The 23,497-nt window shown below is 30.2% G+C and carries 17 protein-coding genes; 1 reads left to right on the top strand and 16 read right to left on the bottom strand.

Annotated features, from left to right (window positions below; all coding sequences use genetic code 11):
* Window positions 1-56: 56 nt before the first annotated feature.
* From CDLVIII_RS05945 to CDLVIII_RS05915, 7 genes are all read right to left on the bottom strand, one after another.
* Entirely contained in the window at window positions 57-1,241 is a 1,185-nt protein-coding gene (locus tag CDLVIII_RS05945) for a 4Fe-4S binding protein (protein WP_009168527.1), read from the bottom strand.
* A gap of 334 nt (window positions 1,242-1,575) precedes the next feature.
* Window positions 1,576-2,532 carry an FAD:protein FMN transferase gene (locus CDLVIII_RS05940; protein WP_242835841.1) on the bottom strand — a complete coding sequence of 319 codons (957 nt, stop codon included), beginning with the start codon at window positions 2,530-2,532 and terminating at the stop codon, window positions 1,576-1,578.
* Window positions 2,533-2,826: 294 nt separating this feature from the next.
* Entirely contained in the window at window positions 2,827-4,362 is a 1,536-nt protein-coding gene (locus tag CDLVIII_RS05935) for a HAMP domain-containing sensor histidine kinase (protein WP_009168525.1), read from the bottom strand.
* Window positions 4,362-5,048, bottom strand: a complete 687-nt coding sequence (locus CDLVIII_RS05930; RefSeq protein WP_009168524.1) for a response regulator transcription factor — start codon at window positions 5,046-5,048, stop codon at window positions 4,362-4,364. The genes CDLVIII_RS05935 and CDLVIII_RS05930 overlap by 1 nt, the downstream gene beginning before the upstream one ends.
* Window positions 5,049-5,154: 106 nt before the next feature.
* Window positions 5,155-6,033, bottom strand: coding sequence for an L-serine ammonia-lyase, iron-sulfur-dependent, subunit alpha (gene sdaAA, locus CDLVIII_RS05925; RefSeq protein ID WP_009168523.1), 879 nt, complete (start codon window positions 6,031-6,033; stop codon window positions 5,155-5,157).
* 186 nt (window positions 6,034-6,219) lie between these two features.
* Window positions 6,220-6,897: an L-serine ammonia-lyase, iron-sulfur-dependent subunit beta gene (gene sdaAB, locus CDLVIII_RS05920; protein WP_009168522.1), complete on the bottom strand. Its 678-nt coding sequence runs from the start codon at window positions 6,895-6,897 to the stop codon at window positions 6,220-6,222.
* 169 nt (window positions 6,898-7,066) lie between these two features.
* Entirely contained in the window at window positions 7,067-7,960 is an 894-nt protein-coding gene (locus CDLVIII_RS05915; protein ID WP_009168521.1) for a LysR family transcriptional regulator, read from the bottom strand.
* 290 nt (window positions 7,961-8,250) lie between these two features.
* Here CDLVIII_RS05915 and CDLVIII_RS05910 point away from each other — a divergent pair, with 290 nt between their 5' ends.
* Complete coding sequence (locus CDLVIII_RS05910; RefSeq protein ID WP_009168520.1) at window positions 8,251-8,811, top strand: nitroreductase; 561 nt, start codon at window positions 8,251-8,253, stop codon at window positions 8,809-8,811.
* A 277-nt stretch (window positions 8,812-9,088) separates the two neighbouring features.
* Here the strand turns inward: CDLVIII_RS05910 and CDLVIII_RS05905 are convergent, their stop codons facing one another.
* The 9 genes from CDLVIII_RS05905 to CDLVIII_RS05865 form a co-directional block, all read right to left on the bottom strand.
* Window positions 9,089-9,439: a DUF1667 domain-containing protein gene (locus CDLVIII_RS05905; protein WP_009168519.1), complete on the bottom strand. Its 351-nt coding sequence runs from the start codon at window positions 9,437-9,439 to the stop codon at window positions 9,089-9,091.
* A gap of 1 nt (window position 9,440) precedes the next feature.
* On the bottom strand, window positions 9,441-10,694 hold the full coding sequence (locus CDLVIII_RS05900; RefSeq protein ID WP_009168518.1) for an FAD-dependent oxidoreductase: 1,254 nt from the start codon (window positions 10,692-10,694) through the stop codon (window positions 9,441-9,443).
* A gap of 17 nt (window positions 10,695-10,711) precedes the next feature.
* Window positions 10,712-12,139 carry an NAD(P)/FAD-dependent oxidoreductase gene (locus CDLVIII_RS05895; RefSeq protein WP_009168517.1) on the bottom strand — a complete coding sequence of 476 codons (1,428 nt, stop codon included), beginning with the start codon at window positions 12,137-12,139 and terminating at the stop codon, window positions 10,712-10,714.
* Window positions 12,140-12,562: 423 nt separating this feature from the next.
* On the bottom strand, window positions 12,563-14,062 hold the full coding sequence (gene glpK, locus CDLVIII_RS05890) for a glycerol kinase GlpK (protein WP_009168516.1): 1,500 nt from the start codon (window positions 14,060-14,062) through the stop codon (window positions 12,563-12,565).
* 291 nt (window positions 14,063-14,353) lie between these two features.
* Entirely contained in the window at window positions 14,354-14,911 is a 558-nt protein-coding gene (locus CDLVIII_RS05885) for a glycerol-3-phosphate responsive antiterminator (protein ID WP_009168515.1), read from the bottom strand.
* An 84-nt stretch (window positions 14,912-14,995) separates the two neighbouring features.
* The gene (locus CDLVIII_RS05880) at window positions 14,996-15,709 is read right to left on the bottom strand and encodes an MIP/aquaporin family protein (RefSeq protein ID WP_009168514.1); all 714 of its coding nucleotides are present in this window, start codon (window positions 15,707-15,709) and stop codon (window positions 14,996-14,998) included.
* Between the two features lie 634 nt (window positions 15,710-16,343).
* Entirely contained in the window at window positions 16,344-19,046 is a 2,703-nt protein-coding gene (locus CDLVIII_RS05875; protein WP_009168513.1) for a cellobiose phosphorylase, read from the bottom strand.
* 36 nt (window positions 19,047-19,082) lie between these two features.
* Window positions 19,083-20,120 carry a LacI family DNA-binding transcriptional regulator gene (locus CDLVIII_RS05870; protein WP_035302086.1) on the bottom strand — a complete coding sequence of 346 codons (1,038 nt, stop codon included), beginning with the start codon at window positions 20,118-20,120 and terminating at the stop codon, window positions 19,083-19,085.
* Window positions 20,121-20,271: 151 nt separating this feature from the next.
* Window positions 20,272-23,439, bottom strand: a complete 3,168-nt coding sequence (locus CDLVIII_RS05865) for a hypothetical protein (RefSeq protein ID WP_009168511.1) — start codon at window positions 23,437-23,439, stop codon at window positions 20,272-20,274.
* Window positions 23,440-23,497 lie beyond the last annotated feature (58 nt).

Genomic DNA, 23,497 nt, shown 5'->3' with positions numbered 1-23,497 from the left:
ATATTATAATCCTGAGATTATTATATTAATAATTAATATAATTGTGTCTAAATATATTATTTTGCCTGACTTAAAGCATCAGCTACAGCACTCATGATTCCTTTTGAACTATAAGTAGCACCAGAAACTGTATCAACCTGAGCTGTCTGTTTTGAAATTATTCCCTTAGATATAGTTCCAAAGGCCCTATTATAATAATTAGAAGTATCTTTATCAGATAATGTTGTTATATCTGTTATTTTTCCACCTGCTATTGTTACAGAAATTTTAGTTGTCCCTCCTCTAAATCCTTGTCCGTTTCCTGTATATGTTCCATCTTTATATTGTACAGAACTATTGGAAACAGAACCTTGAGAAACCTCATTTGAAGTTCCACTTGATATTACACCTGCCTTAGTTAAAGCATCTGCACTAAAATTACTTAATCCATATGTTCCAATCATTGCTGCTAATGCTACAGACCCTGCTAAATTTTTATTTACATCTTGTCCAAGAATATTTATATTTGCATTTCCTCTAGGGCATATTTCTGTACACTTTAAGCAATTGATACAGTCACCACCTTTAGCACCATCCACTTTATAAAGCTTTAATCCCATAGAACAATTCATAGTACAAGCTCTGCACTTTCCACAATCAGTTTTAGGTTTATTAATTTTTACTATTCCAATTTTGGAAATTATAGAAAATACTGCACCTAATGGACACAAATATCTACAAAAAAATCTTTCAATAAACGCTGCTCCTATTGTAATTAAAATCAAAAGCACTAAACCTATAAATAAGTTATTAAATATACCAGATACATCAGACATTTGTCCAAACACATCCCAAGGACTTGTACTTTGTAAAATATTACTTCCTAATGTCCATGAAATAATTATTATAAGCAGTAATATCACATACTTTGTATATTTTAATATTGAATCAATTTCTTCGCTTATTTTAAATTTTCCTTTGAATATTTTTTTAGATATAGCATATACAAAATCATTATATGCTCCAAAAGTACATACCCATCCGCAAAACCATCTTCCCATTAGTATTGTTATAAGCATCACAGCTGTGAATTCTATTAAGCTTGGAAATGCTTGAATGAAATTAAAATTACCTTCTATAATCATTTTGTACACTGTTTTTATTTCACTAAATGTCATGGAATAAAGTCCAGGCATTATAAAAAACATAATTATTTGTACAGCATGCCTTAAGACCTGTGATTTCTTTATTTTTTTAGCCATCTCTTTTTCTCCTTCTAATAAAATCTTGTATTTTTATAACTGGAAATATTTTTATAGCTGCAAATTAAAAGAGTTAAGAATTATTTATCCTATTATTAGTTATCCCTTATTAATGGTTAATTTTTTATTATTAGAAAAAACATCACTTGCCCTAAATGCGCTATTTAATCCTTTCAACAATAAAAATTATAACAATTAAACCTTAAGACAACCTTAGTGTAAGCTTAGAATTTGCTGAGAATAGCTAAAAATGTGAAATTAATAGAGAATTACACTTATAAAACCAAAAAATAATAGACAGTCTTATGATTGCCTATTATTCCGCTATTGTATCTTATTTATTTTCTGAGGTAAATTCTTCATCTGTTACTATAAAAATTTCATTAATGCTTGATGTGGTATATACCTTTTTATCTTCTGTAACTAATATTGCTTCAACACCCTCAATTGACTCTATAATCCTTAAGGACTTTTCTACTCCAAGAATATAGATTCCTGTTGATAACCCATCGCCATCTATTGAATTATCTGATATAATCGTTGCACTTATAATTTCACTTTCTGATGGATATCCTGTTCTAGGATCCATTATATGATGAAACCTTTTTCCACCTTCTACAAAATATCTTTCATAATTTCCTGAAGTAACAATTGACTTATCCTTAACACTTAGAATACCTATGAATTCCCCTCTAGGTTTAAAAGGATTTTGAATTCCAACCTTCCAAGATGTATTATCCTGCTTATTACCTAATGCAAAAATATTTCCACCTAAATCAATTAATGCACTTTTAATATTATTCTTTATAAAAATATCCCTAACTTTGTCAGCAGCAAAACCTTTTGCTATACCTCCAACATCTAAGGCCTGCTTCTCTTGTCTTAACTTTATTGAAGAGTTACTTTCCTCCAAAATAACATCATTATAATTTACAAGCTTTAATACCTTGTCTATTTCAGACCTTTGTGGAATTCTTTCCTCCTTTGTACCTATCCCCCACAATTTCACTAAAGGTCTTATTGTAGGATCAAAGGTTCCTTCTAAAATTTTACTGTACTCTATAGATTTTTTAACCACGAAATATGTATCACCGCTTACAGTCTCAGCATTTGTTCCAGAACCAAAATTTATTTTTGATATTTCACTATTTTCTTTAAATGCGGACATTTTATCATCAATATCATTTAACTTTTCAAAGGCTTCATCAATTGCAGCTTCCGGCGCATTTCCATATGCTCTCAAATTAATTAACGTTCCAAGAACATAACCGCTTCTAGCCGATTCACGCATTTCCTTACTCCTATTATATTTATTAATAAACTTACTAATTAAAAGAAAAATAATAACTATTGCACATATTGCTAATAAAATATTTATAATACTCACCTACCAAACACACTATTAATTTTATAATAACCAAATCATAACACTTAGGCCTTAGTTTATTCTTAGCATAAGCTTAGAATTTACTGAGAATTACTAATTAAATAAAGGATACTATATTGTTTTGACTACTATGCAGTCTCCACAAAAAATATCCTTAATATTATCTGTAATTTTAATGTTAATTAAACTTTCAATTCATTAATCTTTTATTCTCATGTATACCGTAAATGTTGTACCAACATTTATCTTACTTTTAACTTCAATTTTTCCTCTATTACTATCTACTATGGCTTTAACTATTGAAAGTCCTAAGCCATATCCTCCCTGCTCTCTTGATCTATGACTTTCACTTCTAAAGAATCTGTCATATATCTTAGTAATATCTTTTTCAGATATTCCAGTTCCATTATCTGTTACTTTTATGACTGCAAAGTTTTCACCATTTATACTTTCGAAATCTGTCGCTATGGTTATAATTCCATTATCATTATCTGTATGAAGTACAGCATTTTGAGTTAAATTAAATATAACCTGCTTCATTTGATCCTTGTTTATAATTGCCTGTATATTATCCTTAAGTTTAAGCTGCAATGACCTATTCTTACAAAGTATTTTAAGCTGAGGTTCAACTTCCTGCACTAATTCGTTAATATCTTCTTTTTTAGTTTCTACAACTGGCTTCCCATCTAATCTAGTTAAAATCAAAAGATCATTTACAAGTTTTGTGAGCCTCTCACTTTCTATCAATATGCTATTTAAAGCTAAATCTAACTGTTCCTTACTTCTAGCTGCCCCTCTTAATAAAACCTCAACAAATCCATGAATTGAAGTTAATGGTGTTCTTAATTCATGTGAAGCGTCTGATACAAAGTGTCTCATTTTTTCTTTAATTTCCTGTTCCTTATCAAAAGATTCTTCTATTCTCGCAAACATAATGTTAAAGGATTTAGCCAGCCTATCTATTTCTAATTGTCCATTTCCTTCTTTAAGCCTCTTATTCAAATCAGTTATTCCTATTCCTTCAACTGTATCTGTTATGTCATATAAGGGCTTTAATGTTTTATTAAAAATTGTGGTTCCAAGTATTGTACCTATTATAAGAATCAAAATTGAAAGACCTGCATGGGTATAAAACTGTCTAGCCAAAATTTCATTAATATCATCTATAGGTGTGCTTATTTGTATCAATCCAGATGGAGAAGATATGTTTCCAACTTTTATCCATGCAACCATTTGACAATTATTATTTTTGTCTTCTACAATTTTATATACATGTTCTAAATTCCCTGACTGATTACAGATATCTATATATTGATCTTTTGATAATACTGGAACTTGTACCTCTGGTTTTTTCTTTTCTTTTATATCCTTAGAATCATCATCCCCATCATTATCATCTTTTAGTATTAATCCCTCTGCATTATTAAATAACACTTCCCCATTTTTATTAATTAATGCAGTTCTCATATTTTTACTTGCTAAATTGTTTAAAAGTTGCATGGCATCTTTTTCATCCATAGTATCAACATCTTCTTTAGATACCACATCAATAAAATCCAGACTATGAAACCTTTGCTGTAATACTTGTCTTTTAGTTTCATAAAAGTAATGCTCCATATCTATGTATTGAAAAATTCCCATTGCAATCAATAGAATTATTAATATTACGAAAAAACGAAACAACAACTGCCATTTGAGACTCTTTATTTTAAATTTACTTTTTAAGTTTTTCATTATATCACCACTTTATAACCAACACCACGAACAGTTCTAATAATACTATGTTCCTTATCATCAATTTTATCTCGTAAGTATCTTATATAAACCTCAACAATATTTTCTTCACCATTAAAATCATATCCCCAAACTTTCTCAAGAATTAAAGATTTACTTAATGCCATTCCATTATTTACAACTAAAAATCTTAATAAATTATATTGAGTTGGTGGTAAATCTAATACTTTACCATTATATGTAATTTCATGTGCTCTATCATCTATCACAAAATTACCTAGCTGCTGAATATTATTTAATTCTGGAAAACTATTCCTTATTCTTGCATTAATTCGCGCTAAGAGTTCTTTAAAACTAAACGGTTTTGCCATGTAATCATCCGCTCCAATATCTAAACCTCTAACTTTATCATCAACATCATCCCTTGCTGTAAGCATAATTATTGATGCTCTAATATATTTTTTAATTCTGGAACACACTTCATATCCATTCATTCCTGGCAGCATAATATCTAATATAACTATATGTGGATTAATTTTTTGAGCTAATTCAATCGCTTCATTTCCATCAAATGCAGAGTATACATCATACCCCTCTGCTTCTAAACCCATTTTAATAAAATCAACTATACTTTTTTCGTCATCCACTACTAAAATAGTAATTTGTCCTCTTGTTAATGAATTCATAATATTCCTTCCCTTCATTAATAACATATAACAATTCACAGTTAGTAAATTATGATTCAGGCTCTACATTTTATAATTACACATTTTGAGTCTTAGCTTATAATTTTTATTGCTTTCCAAAAACTTGCTCCTTAAGCCTTAGTCCTTCTTTTGTTGTTGCTACTCCGCCAAGAGCTGTTTCTCTAAGTGCTGGAGGTAAGCATTTACCTACTTTGTACATTGCACTTACAGTATCATCAAAGGGAATTTTAGAAGTTACGCCAGCCATTACCATATCGGCTGTACAAAGTGCGGTTACAGCACCTTGTGCATTTCTCTTAGCACAAGGTATTTCAACAAGTCCTGCCACTGGATCACATACAAGCCCTAAGACATTCTTAATTATTATAGCTGCTGCATCTAAGCTCATTTTAGGAGTTCCGCCCATCATTTCCACAACGGCAGCCGCTCCCATTGCAGATGCTGAACCACACTCTGCCTGACACCCACCTTCTGCACCAGATAGTGTTGCATTTAGTCCTATGATAGTTCCAATTGCTGCTGCTGCAAATAATCCTTTCAGCATTTCTTCTTCATCTAAATTTAATTCTCTACCTGCTGATAGAATTACTGCTGGTAAAATTCCACATGAACCAGCTGTTGGGCAAGCTACTATTTTCCCCATTGAAGCATTGACTTCTGAAGAAGAAATTGCCATTGCCATTGCCATTGTTGTCGCAGTTCCAGTAAGGGTTTTCCCACTCTTTGCATAGTTATATAATTTATGTCCGTCTCCACCTATTAGCCCACTAACTGAATAAACTTCCTTTTCCATTCCTTCGTTTGCTGCTGATACCATAACCTTTAAATTTTGTCTCATTTTATTCATTACTTCTTCTCTAGTTAAGTTCTGCTCTTCCATTTCACACATTATCGCATACTCACTTAGTGAAATATTATTTTTTTCACATATTTCTAAAAGCTCTAATCCTGTTCTTGCTATCATAAAATAACTATTCCGCCTTCCTTTATTTTCAATCCTATAACTTTTGGTCTATTAAATTTGCCTTACTTAAAATAATCTCTATACAATAAAATGCCTTAATTAGTTATGAATTATTAGTTAATGGAGAAAAGCATATAGCTTTTCAAAAATAATATTTTTTTACTTATAACTTTTAATTCATAACTCTTAACTATTTCTCGCTGGACTTATTGAAATTGCATTATAAACCAATTCTATATTTTTAATTTTTTGCATTAATTCATTGTTTACCTTATTATCCATTTCAAAAATCATTGTAGCTTCTTTACCTTTATGATTTCTAAAAACTCTCATAAATGCTACATTTATATTTTCACTATAGAGAATACCTGTTACACTGCTAATAACTCCTGGAACATCTTTATGATCTATTATTAAAGTTTCATACATTCCAGAGAAATCAACTTCATTACCATTTACCTCTATAATTCGAATACTTCCCCCGCCAATAGATGATCCCATAACTTCACAATGCCTATCATCCTTTGTCCTCATAATAAATTTTACTGTATTAGGATGGACATCTCCTAAATCAGCTTCTTTAAATAAAAACTCAATACCTTTTTCTTTTGCAAGCTCCATTGAATTTCTAAGTCTTTCATCACTTGGTTCCATGCCTAATATACCTGCAACTAATGCTCTATCAGTTCCATGACCTTTATAGGTTTGAGCAAAAGATCCATGTAAGAGGAAAGTCACTTCTGCTATCTCTCCATCAGCTATACTCCTCGCAACTTTTCCAAGTCTTGCTGCGCCTGCTGTATGCGAACTTGATGGACCTATCATAATAGGCCCTATAATATCAAAAACTCCTATACCTTTCATATTTCTCCTCTTTCTTACAACTTTTATATAAGTCTATCCTTAGTTTGTATATTTTTTATATTAATTAAACCACAATATCACTAATTTTAGTATATAAAATTAATCATTATTCACAGCTGTAATTCCAATTTCAAAATTCCTTATCTATGAAAACTACACTCTTTTTCTATCATATTTTAATTTTTGAAACAGATTCTATAACAAAATCTTTAAATATTTTAGCTGAAGGAGTCATATATCCATTCTTTAACCATCCCATATGCACAGTTCTATAGCAATGTGGCTCTTTTATTCTTAATACCGATACTTCTTCAGTTATTAAATTTTGGGTGTTAGGAACTATAGAAATACCAAGACCTGCACTAACAAACCCTGTTACCACCATACTGCTTTCATTATATTCCATGGATGTTTTTGGGATGAAACCAATACTTTCAAAAATAGAACACATTTTCCCTTTGATTCCTTCTGAAAAAAACACAAAAGTCTCTTCTTTCAAATCTTTTAGTAGTACTTCTGTTTTATCAGCAAGATGATGATTTTTAGGTACTATGACAACAAGTTCCTCATTTTTTATAGGGACTGACTCTATTTCTTCATATCCTTTAATATCTTCAAATTCATCATAAAAACCAAAATCAAACTTACCATCCTTAAGGTCTTTTAAAATATTAAAAGTTGATTGAATCCCAAATTCAAATTTTGTATTTGGACTTTCCTTCAAAAAATTACTTATAATCGAAGGAATAAAATGTGTTCCAATAGTATACAGTGAAGATATGGAAACTGTGCCTACCATAGGATTAATTGCATCCTGTAATTCCTGAATTCCTTTACTAATCTCATTTATTGCAGCGTTAGCATGTATTAAAAACATACTGCCAAAACGAGTTAATTTTATATTGCGGCCATTTTTTTCAAATAATGGTACATTTAACTCTTCTTCTAATTTTGAAATAGCTTTACTCAAGGCTGGCTGAGTTACAGAAAGTAAATTAGCTGCTGATGTAAAATTCTGTGTTTCTGCTATAGTTTTAAAATATTCTAGTTGCTGCCAGTTCATAAATGCACTCCTTAATTTATAATATTTTAAGTTATATAACACCAATAACAATTTATAACTTTTAGTTATTGATTTGATGAAAAATATCAATTAGACATACAATACATATATTGATATCATTATATTACTTTATAAATTACATTTAAATTTTGATAGGTTAATTATAAATTTAATTTATATATTAGTCAAAAATAATGATGTTTTTTTATTAAGCAAGAAGTTTACATATTTTATTATCATATAGTAAATATATAAATTAAAATGTCTTTTAAATTGAAAGGAGAAAAACTATGAATGAAGTAATACAAAATATCTTAACAAGAAGAAGTATAAGAACTTATAAAGAAGATCAAATTTCTGATGCAGACTTAAATACAGTTTTAGAGGCTGCCCAATTTGCACCAACAGCTATGAGTAAACAAGGCTGGCATTTCACAGCAGTTCAAAATAAAGAAAAAATTGAAAAGTTAATTTCTGCAATCAAAGAAGCTATGTTAAAGTCATCTATAGAACAATATAGAAAAATGGGTGAAAATCCTAATTTTAATCCATTTTATAATGCACCTACAATAGTAATTACAGCTTATGATGAAACTTTACCTACAAAGGAATCTGATTGTGCTACTGCACTTCAAAACATGCTTTTAGCAGCTCATTCACTTAATATTGGATCATGCTGGATTCATATATTAGCTCTTACAGGAGAAGATCCTAAAGTTAAAAGCATACTTACAGAGCTAGGTGTTCCTGAAGATTATGCAGTGTTTGGTACTGCAGTTTTGGGCTATAACAGTAAAGAAGAACCTAAAGCAGCACCTAGAAAAGAAGGAACTGTTAATATAGTAAAATAAAATTTTAACGCTGGCAAAAAGCTTTTATTGCTTATTGCTAGCGTTAGCTATATTATTAAATCATTTTACTTTTACACATACTACATCACCTAAATATAGTTTTATATGGTGTATCGTTCATCTCATCTAATTTTATTTGTTTTTAATAAATTTATCATCAGTTTATGATATGGTTCACCCTTCATTACCCTAAACCTCTTAGAATCTTATTTAATAACTTCAAGAAAAGACTAATACTTTTTTAGCATTAGTCTTAATCCTTACTGTGCAATTCTAATTATAAAACTACGTTTTTTGTTGCAATAATATTTACACCAGTTTCTAATATATTTTTAATTATAATATCACCTATTTTAACAGGAGCTTTTATTGTGACTTTGTCGATTTCCTCCATGCATTCCATAATAAGACCTTTTGGTATTGCCTTTTCGGTTTTCACTGGAACTACTGGTGCTTCTCCGCCAGTAACCTTAACTGTTGAAGTTACTATTCTAACAGGATTTGTAACTTCATTTACTCCATATTCAGCTCCCTTAGGACAGCTATTACCAGTAACAGTTAAACTTTCTTCATCAACTTTTAAATGACATCCCTTAGGACAACTTATACATATTAATTCTCTTTCCATTTTATTCACCGTCCTCTAATGATATTGTAATATCACCTTTAATCTTATCTAGCAGTACCTTACTTAAAACTACTTTTTCCATTTCTGATGGTGCTAAATGAGCTCTCTTAAATTTAGCTATAACTTCCTCACCACTTCTAACTACTAATGCTTTATTGTGATATATATTATTTACTCTCATAAAGATAGTTAATTTATCCTGAACATCATCTATATCAAGTCTTTGTGGTACTGTGTAATTAACATTTGTACCATTTATTATATTAACATATTTATCTTTCTTAAGTTCATTCTTAATATATCTTGCTGCTGAAATACCAGTACGCTTTGATTCTTCTGTTACAAAGTCTACTAAGTCATGAACATGTACTACATTTCCACATGCAAATATTCCATCTGCAGAAGTTTCCATACTTTCGCTGACCATTAAACCATTTGTTCTCCTATCACCTTCAATTCCTGCATTAAATGATATATCATTTTCAGGAATTAATCCAACTGATAACAATAAAGTATCTACATCAAATTCCTTTTCAGTTCCTTTAATTGGTCTTCTATTTTCATCTACTTCAGCTATTATAACTTTTTCAAGTCTTTCTTTTCCAACAATATCTACTACTGTATGAGATAAATATAATGGAATATCATAGTCATTTAAGCATTGAACTATATTTCTATTTAATCCATTAGAATAAGGACATAATTCAACAACTGCTTTAACTTTTGCACCTTCAAGTGTCATTCTTCTTGCCATTATAAGGCCTATATCTCCTGACCCTAAGATAAGAACTTCCTTACCTGGCATATATCCTTCTACATTAATGTATCTTTGAGCTGCACCTGCACTATATACACCTGCTGGTCTATCCCCTGGGATATTAATAGCTCCTCTTGTTCTTTCCCTACAGCCCATTGAAAGAATTACAGCCTCTGCTTGAAGTTCCATATATCCTTCTTCTGAGTTTATAGCATACACCTTTTTATCTTTTGTTATTTCTAATACCATTGTATTAAGCTTAACCTCAATATCTGTATCCTTAACCATATCAATAAATCTGCTTGCATATTCAGGTCCTGTAAGTTCTTCTTTAAATGTATGAAGTCCAAATCCATTATGGATACATTGATTCAAGATTCCACCTAATTCGTTATCTCTTTCTAAAATTAATATCTTTTTTATTCCATTGTTATATGCCTCATATGCTGCTGCAAGGCCTGCTGGTCCTCCACCTACTACTATTAATTCATAACTCATAATACTACCTCGCCCTTCTACTTAGATTTTCCTACTAATAAATAAGAATTATCTTTTTCTAAAACAACACTTTCTAGTGGTACATTATATTCTCTTGCAATTATTTCTTGAACTCTTGGTCCGCAGAAACCACCCTGGCATCTTCCCATTCCTGGTCTGCATCTTCTCTTTACTCCGTCTAAAGAAAGTACTCCAAAGCTTCTCTTTATTGCATCAACGATTTCACCCTCTGTTATAGTCTCACATCTACAAATAATTCTTCCATACTGTGGATTTTCCTTTATAAGTTTAGCTTTTTCTTCTGGTGATAACTCCATGAAGTGAATTTGCTCTCTCTTAGCTTTAAAATTCTCATTCTTTTCTAACTTACATCCTGCCTTTTCTAATATATCTACCACACCTAAAGCTATAGCTGGTGCAGAAGATAAACCTGGTGATTTCATTCCTGCTACATCAATAAATCCTTTAACTTCGTCATTTTCTTCTACTATAAAATCTCCTGTATCTGGATTAGCCCTTAGACCTGCAAAATTTCTTATGCTCTCTCTAAAATTAACCTTTTTAGTTGTATGCATTGATGCTTCTCTTATAGAATCTAACCCTTCTGAAACGGTACCTAGGTCTTCTTTATCTTCTATATCTCTTGCATCAGGACCAACAAGTAAATTTCCATGAACAGTTGGAGTTACTAAAACTCCCTTTCCAAGCTTTGATGGGCATTGGAATATTGTATGACTTACTACGCTTCCTTGACTTTTATCCATTACAAAGTATTCGCCACTTCTTGGAATTATCTTGAAACTTTCCTTACAAATTAAATTGTGAATTTTATCTGCATATAACCCAGCAGCATTTATAACAAATTTAGCTTCTATAACTTCTCCATCACTAGTTGAAATCCTAAATGTATCACCTTTTTCTATAGACACTACTTCTTTTTTAAGTTTAAGCTCTCCACCATTTTGAACTGCGTTTTCAGCTAATGCGATTGTATATTCAAATGGTCCGACTATGCCTCCTGTTGGTGCATATAAAGCTCCTTGCACCTCTTCACTAAGATTCGGTTCCATTTCTAAAACCTCTTCCTTAGTTAAAACCTTTAATCCTTTTACACCAATTTTAGTTCCATTCTCATAAAGGTGATTTACTGTTTTCATATCCTCTTCGTCAAATGCTAAAATTAATGATCCATTTCTTTTAAAAGGAACACTTAATTCTTTACATAAGTCTTCAAACATTTCATTTCCTTTTACATTGTACTTTGCCATTAATGTACCTTCTTTAGGATCATATCCAGCATGAACTATTGCTGAGTTTGCTTTACTTGTTCCCATCGATACATCTTTTTCTTTTTCTAAAGTGACTACCTTTAAGTTATATTTTGTTAGTTCTCTAAATATGGAACTTCCAATAACTCCTGCTCCAATTATTGCTACATCATACATATAAAATCCTCCCTTTATTTAGTTCACAATTTACAATTACTTATAATTGTGATTTATTTCTGATTTTCTTTGCACAAAAAAAGCCAAGCTAAAAACAGGTGTAACATCACCTCTGTTTTTATGCTTGACTCTAAATTCTCTAAGCATTTATCTTTAATTATATCTATATTATACTCTGTAAATGTATACTTGTCCAGTCCTAATAACTTAATATTAAAATTTTTCTGATTAATTTGTGATTCTGTCCCAAATTTCTAAAAAATACTCTAAAGAAAGGTCTCACTTAGTTAAAAGTAATATGTGAAAAGTTATGAGTTGAGGAAGAAAAGCCGATAGCTTTTCAAAAAATAATGTATTTTAGAAATTCCTATGAGGAATCTCCTCCTCAACTATAAACTTTTAACTCATAATTCTTAACTGAGCTTATTCTTCTTCCCAGCCCTCTGCTCTTTTAACAGCTTTCTTCCATCCTCTATATAATTTTTCTTTCTTATCCTCTGATAGATTTGGTGTATAAGCCTGACTTACAGCCCATTTTTCAGCAATCTCCTCTTTTGATTTCCAAAAACCTACAGCAAGACCTGCTAAATATGCTGCACCAAGTGCTGTTGTTTCAGTTATTATAGGTCTTACAACTTCTGCACCTGTAATATCTGATTGGAACTGCATTAATAAGTTATTTCTACTAGCTCCACCATCAACTTTAAGCCTTGTTAACTTACATCCTGCATCCTCCTGCATTGCATCTATAAGATCCTTTGATTGATATGCAATAGACTCTAATGCTGCTCTAATTATATGATTTCTATTTGCACCTCTAGTCAATCCAAAGATGGCTCCTCTTGCATACATATCCCAATATGGAGCACCAAGTCCAGTAAATGCTGGAACGATGTATACACCACCATTATCCTCTACCTTACTCGCAAAATACTCTGTATCAGCAGCATCATTAACTAACTTAAGCTCATCTCTAACCCATTGAATAACAGCTCCTCCAACGAATACTGAACCTTCTAATGCATATTGAACTTTATTATCTATTCCTATTGCAATAGTAGTTACTAGACCATTTTTACTTTGAATCATATTTTCTCCTGTATTCATAAGTAAGAAGCAGCCTGTACCATAAGTATTTTTAACACTACCTTCTTCAAAACAAGTTTGGCCAAATAGTGCGCATTGTTGATCTCCTGCCATACCAGCTATTGGAACTCTTACACCTCCAGTACCACCAAGGTTTGTATGTCCATAAACTTCTGAGGAATTCTTAACTTCTGGCAACATTGATTTTGGAATATTAAGTTTTTCTAAAATTCTTTCATCCCATCTCAATTCTTTTATATTATAAAGCATTGTTCTAGAAGCGTTTGTGTAGTCGGTTACATGAACTTTACCATTTGTAAGCTTCCAAACTAACCAAGTATCTACTGTACCAAATAGCAATTCACCTTTTTCAGCTCTTTCTCGCGCACCATCCACATTGTCTAATATCCATTTTATCTTAGTTCCTGAGAAATATGCATCTAGTAATAATCCTGTATTTTCCTTTACATATTGTGCGAACTCTTTATCTTCTTTAAGCTCTTCCACTATAGCTGCAGTTCTTCTGCATTGCCATACTATTGCATTGTAAACAGGTTCCCCTGTATTTTTATCCCATACTATAGTTGTTTCTCTTTGATTTGTAATTCCTATTGCTGCTACTTCATCTTGAGTAATACTTGTTTTTGCCATTACTTCTTGTAAAACTCCATATTGGCTTGCCCATATTTCTAATGGATTATGCTCTACCCAACCTTGTTTTGGATAAATTTGAGTAAACTCCTTTTGGCTCACTCCCATTATGTTTTGATCCTGGTCAAAAATTATTGCTCTTGAGCTTGTAGTTCCTTGATCTAACGCTATTATATATTTATTCATAATATTGCACCTTTCTTTCTTAACATATTTTATTAAAATACTTCATTAAAATTCTAATATTAAACATCTAGATTAATTTATATCTCTCTTATTTAAGCTTTAAATATGGAATATATAAGCATTGTAAGTAAATTTGCTGAAAATTATAGCCCCATAAAACATTAATTCATACTCCTGCAATATAATATATTATCCTTACTGCCTTGTATAAATTTAAAATCTATTTAGTCCAAATAAACTTATCTAAATAAACTTAGTTTTATGTGGCTTTATTCTCTAATTCTCTATAGCCTACATGTTCCAAATTTCTTTTTTGGTTGTAGATACGCATGTTGCTCCTGAATTTAATGCCTGTATTACCTCTTCTTTGGTTTCAATTAGTCCGCCAGCAACAACTGGCTTATTAGAGTGTTCTGATATAATTCCAAGTACCTTAGGAATTATTCCTGGTAATACTTCTATTGCATCACATTCAGAAATCATGTGATTTTTAACAGTGCTCAATGATAGAGTATCGAAAATAAAAACTCTCTGAACTCCTAATAAATCATATTTTTTAGCGAGTTTTACAACCTGTGGTTTTGTGCTGATTATTCCACTAAATTTTGTTCTTTCTTTGATATATCTTATAACCACTTCCTTATTTGTAAATCCTTCAACTAAATCTATATGAATTATTCCTATCTTGTTTTTAGATGTAATAATTTCACTTATTTCTTTAATATTCATCACATCTCCAAACAAAACAAATATAATTTGAGCATCTGAATCTACTGCTAATCCTAATTGTTCTTCGTTTTTTACTGCTGCTATAACTGGATTTTCCTCTAACAATTCTTTAATATTCATATATACTCCCATGTAATTGTTTTCTTTTTATTTTAAGTATTGCATACTTACCTTTCACTGTCAAATCCAAATATTAATAAGTTTTTATAATATTCCATGTAACATTACATAAAATAATGCAGCTAAAATTGCTCCTACAATTGGGGCAACAACAGGAATCCATGCATATCCCCAATTAGAATCTCCCTTATCAGGTATAGGTAATACTGCATGTGCGATTCTTGGCATTAAATCTCTTGCTGGATTAATTGCATATCCTGTTGGACCTCCTAAACTTACACCAATAGCCAAAATTAAAAATGCTACAAACAATGTTCCCATTCCATTTGATAGATTTTGATCTCCCATTCCTAAAATTGCATAAACTAGTACAAATGTTCCTACAAGCTCAGTTATAAAATTAATTGAAGTATTCTTTACTTGAGGGCCTGTACAAAATACACCAAGTTTGCTTCCTTTATCTTCAGTAGCTTTAAATTGATCATTATAAACAATAAATACCAAAACTGCTCCTAAAAATGCACCAATACATTGTCCAGCTAAATAAATCGGAACTTGAGCCCACGCTACTTTACCTATTACTGCTAACGCAATTGTTAATGCTGGATTAAAATGAGCCCCACTATAATTTCCAAAAATCAATGCTGGAATTCCTACCGCAAAAGCCCATCCTATTGCAATTACTATTAATCCTGCTCCTGATCCACCTGATTTTTTTAATACGACATTGGCTACAACACCGTCACCTAATAAAATAAGTAATAAAGTTCCTACTAGTTCTGCAAAAAAAATTGTCATAGCATTATCTCCTTTCTATTCTTACAACATTTAATTTATTTTTCCTTACTCTTAAAATGTAGTACATATTTTAGTTGATATACACCTACTTTCAAAATAAATATTTTGTTTGATAATCCTAGAAAGCAATACATCAGCAATCTTCAGCGTTAAGAATTATTTTAGTAAGATTGATTAAAAATTCTAAATTGCTATTAATTTTGCCAATAATAATAGCCACATAAAACACCCTTATACTTTAAACAATAATGAATTCTTCATATTGACTAAATATATAAGCTTTAAATTTACCTAAAATAAAGTAGTTCTTCTAAGTAAATTTAGTTTTATGTGGCTCTTTTCTCTAATTCTCTATAGCCTACATTTACAAAGGGATCTCCCCACAGAATCTAAATGTAATTGTTTTCTTTATGTTATTAGTATCACACATTTATTTCTTAGTGTCAAGGATAGTTAATAATATAACAATCCTTATATAATTTATTTTTTATTCTCTTTTCATATAGATCCTAATTAATAGCCAATCTTCATAAGTCATACGATAAAGTGATATTCCATTCACGGATATTATTGCATTATAAATCACTAGAGAATAAAACAAAAGTGACTACTCGAGAATCGCATTTTTAATAATTTATTTAAGAATAACTCTTATTATATGCTCAATATCTTCCCCCATTGAAGTTATCACTTTTCTTTTGATAACAGGTTGTCCATAGAATTTATATTCTTGTCCATCAATATAAACTTCGCTCACTTTATACTCTCCATATTCTTTATTATAACTATTTATATATTCAACTTTAAGTCGTCTTTCAGCAAAATTCATTTTAATAGAAGCTTTACTTTCATCATTAAATTGCCTTGCCAGAATCTTAGGTTCAAATAATAAATCCCCCATTTCACCTTTTATTCCAAACATTTCAGTTAATACTGTTAATATCAACCAACTTGCTGATCCAGTTAAATAATGATACATACCTCTTCCTTTTTCATTTATATATTCAGGCACACCTGGATATATCCTGCTAACATCAAAATTATTACAATGACTGTAAAGTGTATCAATAACCTTAAATCCTTCAAATGCAAAACCCCTTTGATAGAGTGCATTTGCATACATAATGTCCATGTGGCTAAATACAGCGCCATTTTCCTTATGTCCATACGCAAATCCAAACATTCTTCCTAAATCAGTTTTTACTTCATTGAAGTTGGTATTTAATCTGTAGCCACCAACAGATTTATCATAAAGATATTTATCAGCTGCTTTAATAATACTTTCAACTTGCTCCTCTGCTGCCGTATTGCTCATAATTGTAAACACTTGTCCAGTAAGCATCATACGAGTTCCTGATTCTCCATCTCCTTCGACTCTTCTAGCATTATTATCATAGTAGCCATTATACCAACTATAGCCATCCTTATTACTTATCCATTCATTTCTTTGAATATGTTCCTTAAGCCATTTTGCTTTTTCTTCAATGTTACTAATCAATTCATCACAGTCTATGTTAGCTACTTTTCCACTAATATTATGCTTGCATTTATCACAATAATTTTTTAATATACTTTGTTTTTCTTCTACGTTGTCATAAACTTCATTATTACCAGTTAAAAGCAATTGTAACTCTTCAGCTAACTCTATACTTTTTACTTTCTTTACATCTCTTAAGTACTTTAATAACTCAGCAATATCTGTAAGATTTCCTCCATAAAGAGCACTAAAAGCAACACTTTCACCGTGTTTTTCTGCCATATCAAGACCATCATTCCAGTCTGCACCATGTAATTTTAAATTATTATGCTCTCCAACATCATAAAATGCTGTTAAGTGTTGTACTAAAAGATGCTCTAAAATAGTTCCTTTATGTTCTTCTAAATTTTCTGTACGAACTCTATTTCCTTGACTTAAGTCCCATAAATTATCTTTTTCTGTGCCTCTTCCTACTTGAAGATCTTTAAAATAGCTTTGTTTTTCTAAAAGAAAATCTATGTCTCCTGTTTGTTCAATATATAGCTTAGTTGTTAAGAAAGGCCATGCTCCATGATCCATCCAAACACGTGTTATATTATTTCTATCTGCAATAAACTCACCTTGTTTAGTTCCGATAATTGTAGCATTAGTTCCATCAAAACGAACTCCACCAAAATTATCTAAAAGCATACCACGTACTCCGCTTGGATCCATTGCAAGTAGAGCTAAGCAATCTTGCCATAAATCTCTCCAGCCTCTTCCGCCCTTACCATAATCATGATGTGGTAAAAATGAACAGCCATAAATCCTTCTAAGCATTGGTTGGAAATTAACCCAATACATCCAATTATCAAACTGCTTATCCTCTGTTTCATATGAAATATTAATTTTTTTATCCCAATATGCTTTAGTTTTTTCAAGAAGCTTATCAAAAGCTATTTCTTTCAAATTTCTTTCAGCAATATTATTAAAATCAGATTTTGAATCTCCAAAACCTATTGCTACAATATATGTTTTAGATTCATTAGGCTCAATTTTTACCTCATCAAAACGAATAGCTCCAATTGCCTCATAACCTTCTAATTTTGTATCCGCCTTAACTTTAAATTCCTCATTTAATAAAATACTCTTTGGAACTTCAAATGATCCGCCTTCTCCAATATATTCTTCTACTATTGGACAAAAACTTACTGGCTTTTCTCTATCACCTGTTGCTGCAACAACGCCATAAACAACAGTATTTTTCTTATGTCCTCTTTCATCAAATGTCAATGTTGGATTCACTATAATTCCATCTTCTGTGGTTTCTATTCTATTTAAAAGAGATGTCACATGTCTGTGATCTCTAATATTATCTGCGGAACGGCAATATAATGGTATTGCTACAGTTGGTGTTACCTTTTTAGAATTATCACTTGTATTAGTAATTGTTACCTTCATTAATTCTATTTTCTCATCATTGGAAGGTACAAAAGATATTATTTCACTTTTTATACCATATTTCTTTGACTTCCTAGTCATCTTATGCCACATAATTCCTGCTTCTAATTCTGTTTCTTCTTTATCCTCACTAAAAGCTTCTGCTTGCTGAGCTGCTGAAACTCCTGTAGCTGACCATGCACCTATACCTTCAACATATATCCAAAAATTTCTCGATGATTTATTATTATGAAGCTCTTCACTACTTACTGGTGCAAGTAAAAATGTGTTCTGCCCCATCTTACAATCTCCATTTAAAGTTGGGGTTATACTAGACATAACTCCAGCCTCATTTGCAAGTGGAAAATACAAATAGCTATTATTTTCTGGATTTTTAAGCTTAAATGTTCCTTTATTATTTATAAATTTACAATTTGCCATACCGCGAAAACCACCTTTACAATGTTTTATTAAATATTATTTTTTATTTGTTTCTACTAAATCTAATTTCTTACAAGAATCTCTTTCAATAAGCTGCACTGGTATAATTTTATTAATTTTGAGTTTAGCTTTTTCATTAATTTGCTTTACTAATAAATCAACTGCAGTTTTTCCAATTTCTTTACGATCTTGTCTTATAGTTGTTAATTTAGGTGTGATATATCTCGCTAACTCTATATCATCATACCCTATTATTGAAATATCATCTGGCACACTTAAACCTTCCTCTTTTAATGCATCTATTGCTCCAATTGCTATCTTATCTGCTGATGCAAAAACTGCTGTTGGTATTTCTTTAAGCTTTAGTAAACCTTTCATTGCATTATAACCACCACTAACATCAAAATTTACTCCATCTGCAATATATCCATCAAGTATTTCTAAATTAAATTTCTTCATAGCTTTTTCATAGCCTTTTCTTCTTATTATGCTTGGCCAGTTATCTAATTTATTTGCACCCGTTATATGTGCAATTCTTCTATGTCCCAAATCATATAAATGCTTAATAGCCAAATAACAACCTTCTAAGTTATCTGAAGTTACTGTTGATGTATTTTTATTAATTATATCTATTACTACAATAGGGAAATCACTTTCTATAAGCTCTAAAGTTTCTTTATCATATGGGTCCGTACAAATTATAGCGATTCCATCTACGCATCTATATTTGAAATATTCTAAAAAAGTATCATTCTTTAATCTATCGTTTTTAGAGCCGAATAATAATGAATATCCGTGCTTATCTGCTTGATTTTTAAAAGCTTCTATTACTCCTGAAAAGAAAGCATGATTAAGTCCAACTCCAAGATTTTCAAAATATACAATACCTAATGTCCATGTTTTCTTGGTGGATAAGAACTGAGCTTGTGCATTTGGCAAAAATTTTTCCTCATTAAGAATTTTTTGTATTTTGGCTCTTGTTTTATTACTTACATCAGGATAATTATTTATTACTTTTGAAACTGTAGTTGGAGAAACTCCTGCTATTTTTGCTATTTCATAAATTGTACTCATGCTGTATATCTTCCCTTCTATAAGCTTTACATTATCAATTATATTGTCTCTGCAGTAGTATAAATAAAATTTATCTTCAAACTCATTATCTATTTCTAACTTCACAGGCTTATCTTTATTTTCTTTATCAATTTATTAATTTCCTACTCTCTTATAGAATAGTAGCTTGAATTTCTACTACTTCTTTATTTCTAATTTTTTCAGCTAACTCTCCACATACTTCATTTCCTTTAAATTTACTCATATTGTTGTTTGCATCAACTAAAATAATTTCTTCTATTATTCCTTTTTCAGATCCAAAAGTGTCCTTATTATTTTTATTTACATAAACAAGCTTAGTATTTCCTAATATTGTAGTAATCAAAGCACTATCTTTAAAGAAATCTTTTGTTAAAATAGGATTTAGCCTAAATTTCAAAATTCCATCTTCATATACAAATAAATTTTCTCCAACCATCATTAATTTCCAAATATTAAGCATTTCTACAGTTGTACCACTTAATCTTGCTACAAATCCTCTTCCATGAATTCTTTCATCTGGATTGCTGCTACTTGCAATAAACGATGAATTTTCTAGTATACTCCTTCCATATATTTTGGGATTCATAAACGGCGGCATTGCAGTTCTTATATCCTCAAAGAATTCTTCATATAATCCATTTTTTATTAATTCTAAAATGTACTTAAATTCCATGTGCATAAATACTGATTCTCTTTCAAGCCAACCAGCTGTAAAGCTTCTTGCTCTCCCAATTTCGAAAGATACATCTTCTAATGATTCTGAAGTTTTGTACATTTTTAATTTTTTATCATAAACATTACTTTTCTTAATAGATTTATATAATCCGTGCTTTTCAACATAATCTAATTTGGTTTTAAAATATCTGGTAGGACCTTCTAAAAATAGTGGTAAGAAATTAATTTTAAACTCTAATGGTTTTATTACTCCTTTAACTCCTTTATTATCTATTTCATATTTAGCTACATCATAATACATAAATGTAGGAATGTTACCTTCATTCATGTCCTTTGCTTTCTCAATTCCCAAATCAAGCTTAGAAATCATTTTGTTAATTATAATTTCAATAGCTGTGACTTCTATATTCGAATTATTTCCACTTATTGAATATTTGATTTTTTCTCTATATTCTTCTCTTATTGTAGAAACCTTGTCCCAATATTCTAATTGAGTTAATTCCTCATTTAAATTTAATGAAAGAACTTTTTCTACTTCGCATATAGATTCATAAAATTCTTCTGGCAATTTTACTGAGTCTTCTGCGACATTTAAATTTCCCTTTATGAATAGTAATAATCTTTTTAACTCTGCAGTTTCCGAAAAACTTGAACCAAGTAACCCTGGAAGTCCATTCATAGCATCATTCCAACCTGGCTTTCCTGCTTCCATCTCTATTCCAAATCCCATAGGATCTAAAGTCATGAATTTAATTCCTGCAAGAATTAATAACTTTGAAAATAAATTTGTTTTATATAAATTACCATGACTATCAAAAATCCAGCTATCGCATATATTTTCCTTTTTGGCTAAAGCTGCATATTGCCTAACTTTTTCATCTTCAATACTATATTTATATTTTCTAGGCAATACGTATTCTGGAGAATTATAGAACTTATAACTTTCATCCTTAATTAATAATTCTCTTATCTTATCTGGATATATATTTAAATATTCTTCTATTAAATCAAGATTATAAGTCCAGTGATCACTCCAAAACCCTTCACCAAAGTCTGCTTCTATAGATTCACTACACATTTCTATAATATTATTCATAATCTCATTGATTTTTTTACTTTCAATACCATTTATATTTCTTAATGAAGAATACAATTCACCAACAGTGAATTTACCATCTAAAGTTTTTATCAATTCTTCATTTTCAAATGTATTAACTAAATTTAATATATTTTCTTTTTTATTTTCCTCTATATAGAATTTCTTTCCTTTAATAACCAAAGGATTATAACCATCAAGCTGAATTAGATCATTAAATAATTTAATATTTTCTACTCCTGTAAATGGATGAATATATATATCCATTCTTCTATTTTGATTTACATCTCTAAAGTTTCCATTTCCTTGAGAATAGAAATTCGGTTCTATACTAAAGAAGTTATAGTCTCTTTCTAAATCCCCATGTTTTCTAGAATATACATAGTATATCTTTTTATCTACATTCCCAAACTCTAATGGATATCCGCCTCTTAAAACATTATCTATATAGCATTGTTTTATATATTCATCGAATAGTGGATATGCAGTTTTAGTATCCACATGCTTGCTAATACTATCTACCAATTCATTACTTTCACTTATTTTCACATCAAAGTAACTTTTTTTGCATATTTTATTTAATGATTTATTAACATCATCACTATTATTCATATATCCTATATAACTGTATATACATGTTGTATTATTTCTATCTAAGAATGTTGATTTTCCTGTAAACGCGCAAGGAACTTTATTATAAGAAATATTATTACCATTGAGTAATGTTCCGATAATATTATTTTTAAATTCTACTGGTTCTTTTAATGATGTATCATATCCAAATATCTTTTCCGAATCTACTATGGGATTTAATATATCTTCATTTTCATCAAATGCTACGTAAAAATAACTATTTTCTACTGTTCCCATTTGAGTTGTGTCTTCAGAAGAAGATCTTAACTTATAGACAGCAGTTCCATCTCCTTTAATTTCTCCCTGCATATAACTTCTTAACGTATTTCCAATTGCTTTGTAGGTTTTATTATCGGATCCATATGGTAATATTGCAGATAATCCATCTAATATTTCTATTTCCTTTTTTACATTAGATGTATTTACAACTTCTACTTTTCTTCCAAGTGCTGAAAATTCTTCATTAGGAATTGTATAATAAGTTATTTCAATATTTATATTTAATTTGCTATTTATTTCAATTAATCTTAATTCATTATTCTTAATTTTTATTATTCTACTTATATTCTCATTTGTAGTCATAGAAAATGGTTCAAAAACAAATTCTTCTTCATTGCTTTTAACCTTTATAAAAGTTCTAAACCCATTACTATACACCATTTTATAAGCTTCATTAGCTGGAAAAAACTCCATTATACAATTACTTTTATCCCTTATTCCAATACTGCTTATCGCTTGTCCTCTGTTAACGTAAAATGACCACATAGGTATTCCTTCTATACCCGCAATACCTGATAAAAAACTAGCAAAAGGAGCTTTTTTATCATAATCTTCTATAACATAAAATCCTAGCTCATCTATATAATCCTTCTTAAATTCATTTTTCTTCTTCATTAAAACACCTCTTATCTATAGGTCATACTTCCATTTTTATTTCCTAATCAATTTAGTT

This window comes from Clostridium sp. DL-VIII (assembly GCF_000230835.1).
GTDB lineage: Bacteria > Bacillota > Clostridia > Clostridiales > Clostridiaceae > Clostridium.
The sequence above is the reverse complement of the archived record's forward strand: the minus strand, read 5'-3'. Positions and strand labels throughout refer to the sequence as shown.

Coding starts and splice junctions, on each gene's coding strand:
- CDLVIII_RS05885 (WP_009168515.1), bottom strand. CDS start 14,911: ATGAATATTAAAGAATTGTTAGAGGAAAATCCAGTTATAGCAGCAGTA.
- CDLVIII_RS05865 (WP_009168511.1), bottom strand. CDS start 23,439: ATGAAGAAGAAAAATGAATTTAAGAAGGATTATATAGATGAGCTAGGA.
- CDLVIII_RS05880 (WP_009168514.1), bottom strand. CDS start 15,709: ATGACAATTTTTTTTGCAGAACTAGTAGGAACTTTATTACTTATTTTA.
- CDLVIII_RS05935 (WP_009168525.1), bottom strand. CDS start 4,362: ATGAAAAACTTAAAAAGTAAATTTAAAATAAAGAGTCTCAAATGGCAG.
- CDLVIII_RS05930 (WP_009168524.1), bottom strand. CDS start 5,048: ATGAATTCATTAACAAGAGGACAAATTACTATTTTAGTAGTGGATGAC.
- CDLVIII_RS05940 (WP_242835841.1), bottom strand. CDS start 2,532: ATGCGTGAATCGGCTAGAAGCGGTTATGTTCTTGGAACGTTAATTAAT.
- CDLVIII_RS05870 (WP_035302086.1), bottom strand. CDS start 20,120: ATGAGTACAATTTATGAAATAGCAAAAATAGCAGGAGTTTCTCCAACT.
- CDLVIII_RS05905 (WP_009168519.1), bottom strand. CDS start 9,439: ATGGAAAGAGAATTAATATGTATAAGTTGTCCTAAGGGATGTCATTTA.
- CDLVIII_RS05945 (WP_009168527.1), bottom strand. CDS start 1,241: ATGGCTAAAAAAATAAAGAAATCACAGGTCTTAAGGCATGCTGTACAA.
- CDLVIII_RS05900 (WP_009168518.1), bottom strand. CDS start 10,694: ATGAGTTATGAATTAATAGTAGTAGGTGGAGGACCAGCAGGCCTTGCA.
- CDLVIII_RS05875 (WP_009168513.1), bottom strand. CDS start 19,046: ATGGCAAATTGTAAATTTATAAATAATAAAGGAACATTTAAGCTTAAA.
- CDLVIII_RS05895 (WP_009168517.1), bottom strand. CDS start 12,139: ATGTATGATGTAGCAATAATTGGAGCAGGAGTTATTGGAAGTTCCATA.
- sdaAB (WP_009168522.1), bottom strand. CDS start 6,897: ATGAAAGGTATAGGAGTTTTTGATATTATAGGGCCTATTATGATAGGT.
- glpK (WP_009168516.1), bottom strand. CDS start 14,062: ATGAATAAATATATAATAGCGTTAGATCAAGGAACTACAAGCTCAAGA.
- CDLVIII_RS05910 (WP_009168520.1), top strand. CDS start 8,251: ATGAATGAAGTAATACAAAATATCTTAACAAGAAGAAGTATAAGAACT.
- CDLVIII_RS05915 (WP_009168521.1), bottom strand. CDS start 7,960: ATGAACTGGCAGCAACTAGAATATTTTAAAACTATAGCAGAAACACAG.
- sdaAA (WP_009168523.1), bottom strand. CDS start 6,033: ATGATAGCAAGAACAGGATTAGAGCTTTTAGAAATATGTGAAAAAAAT.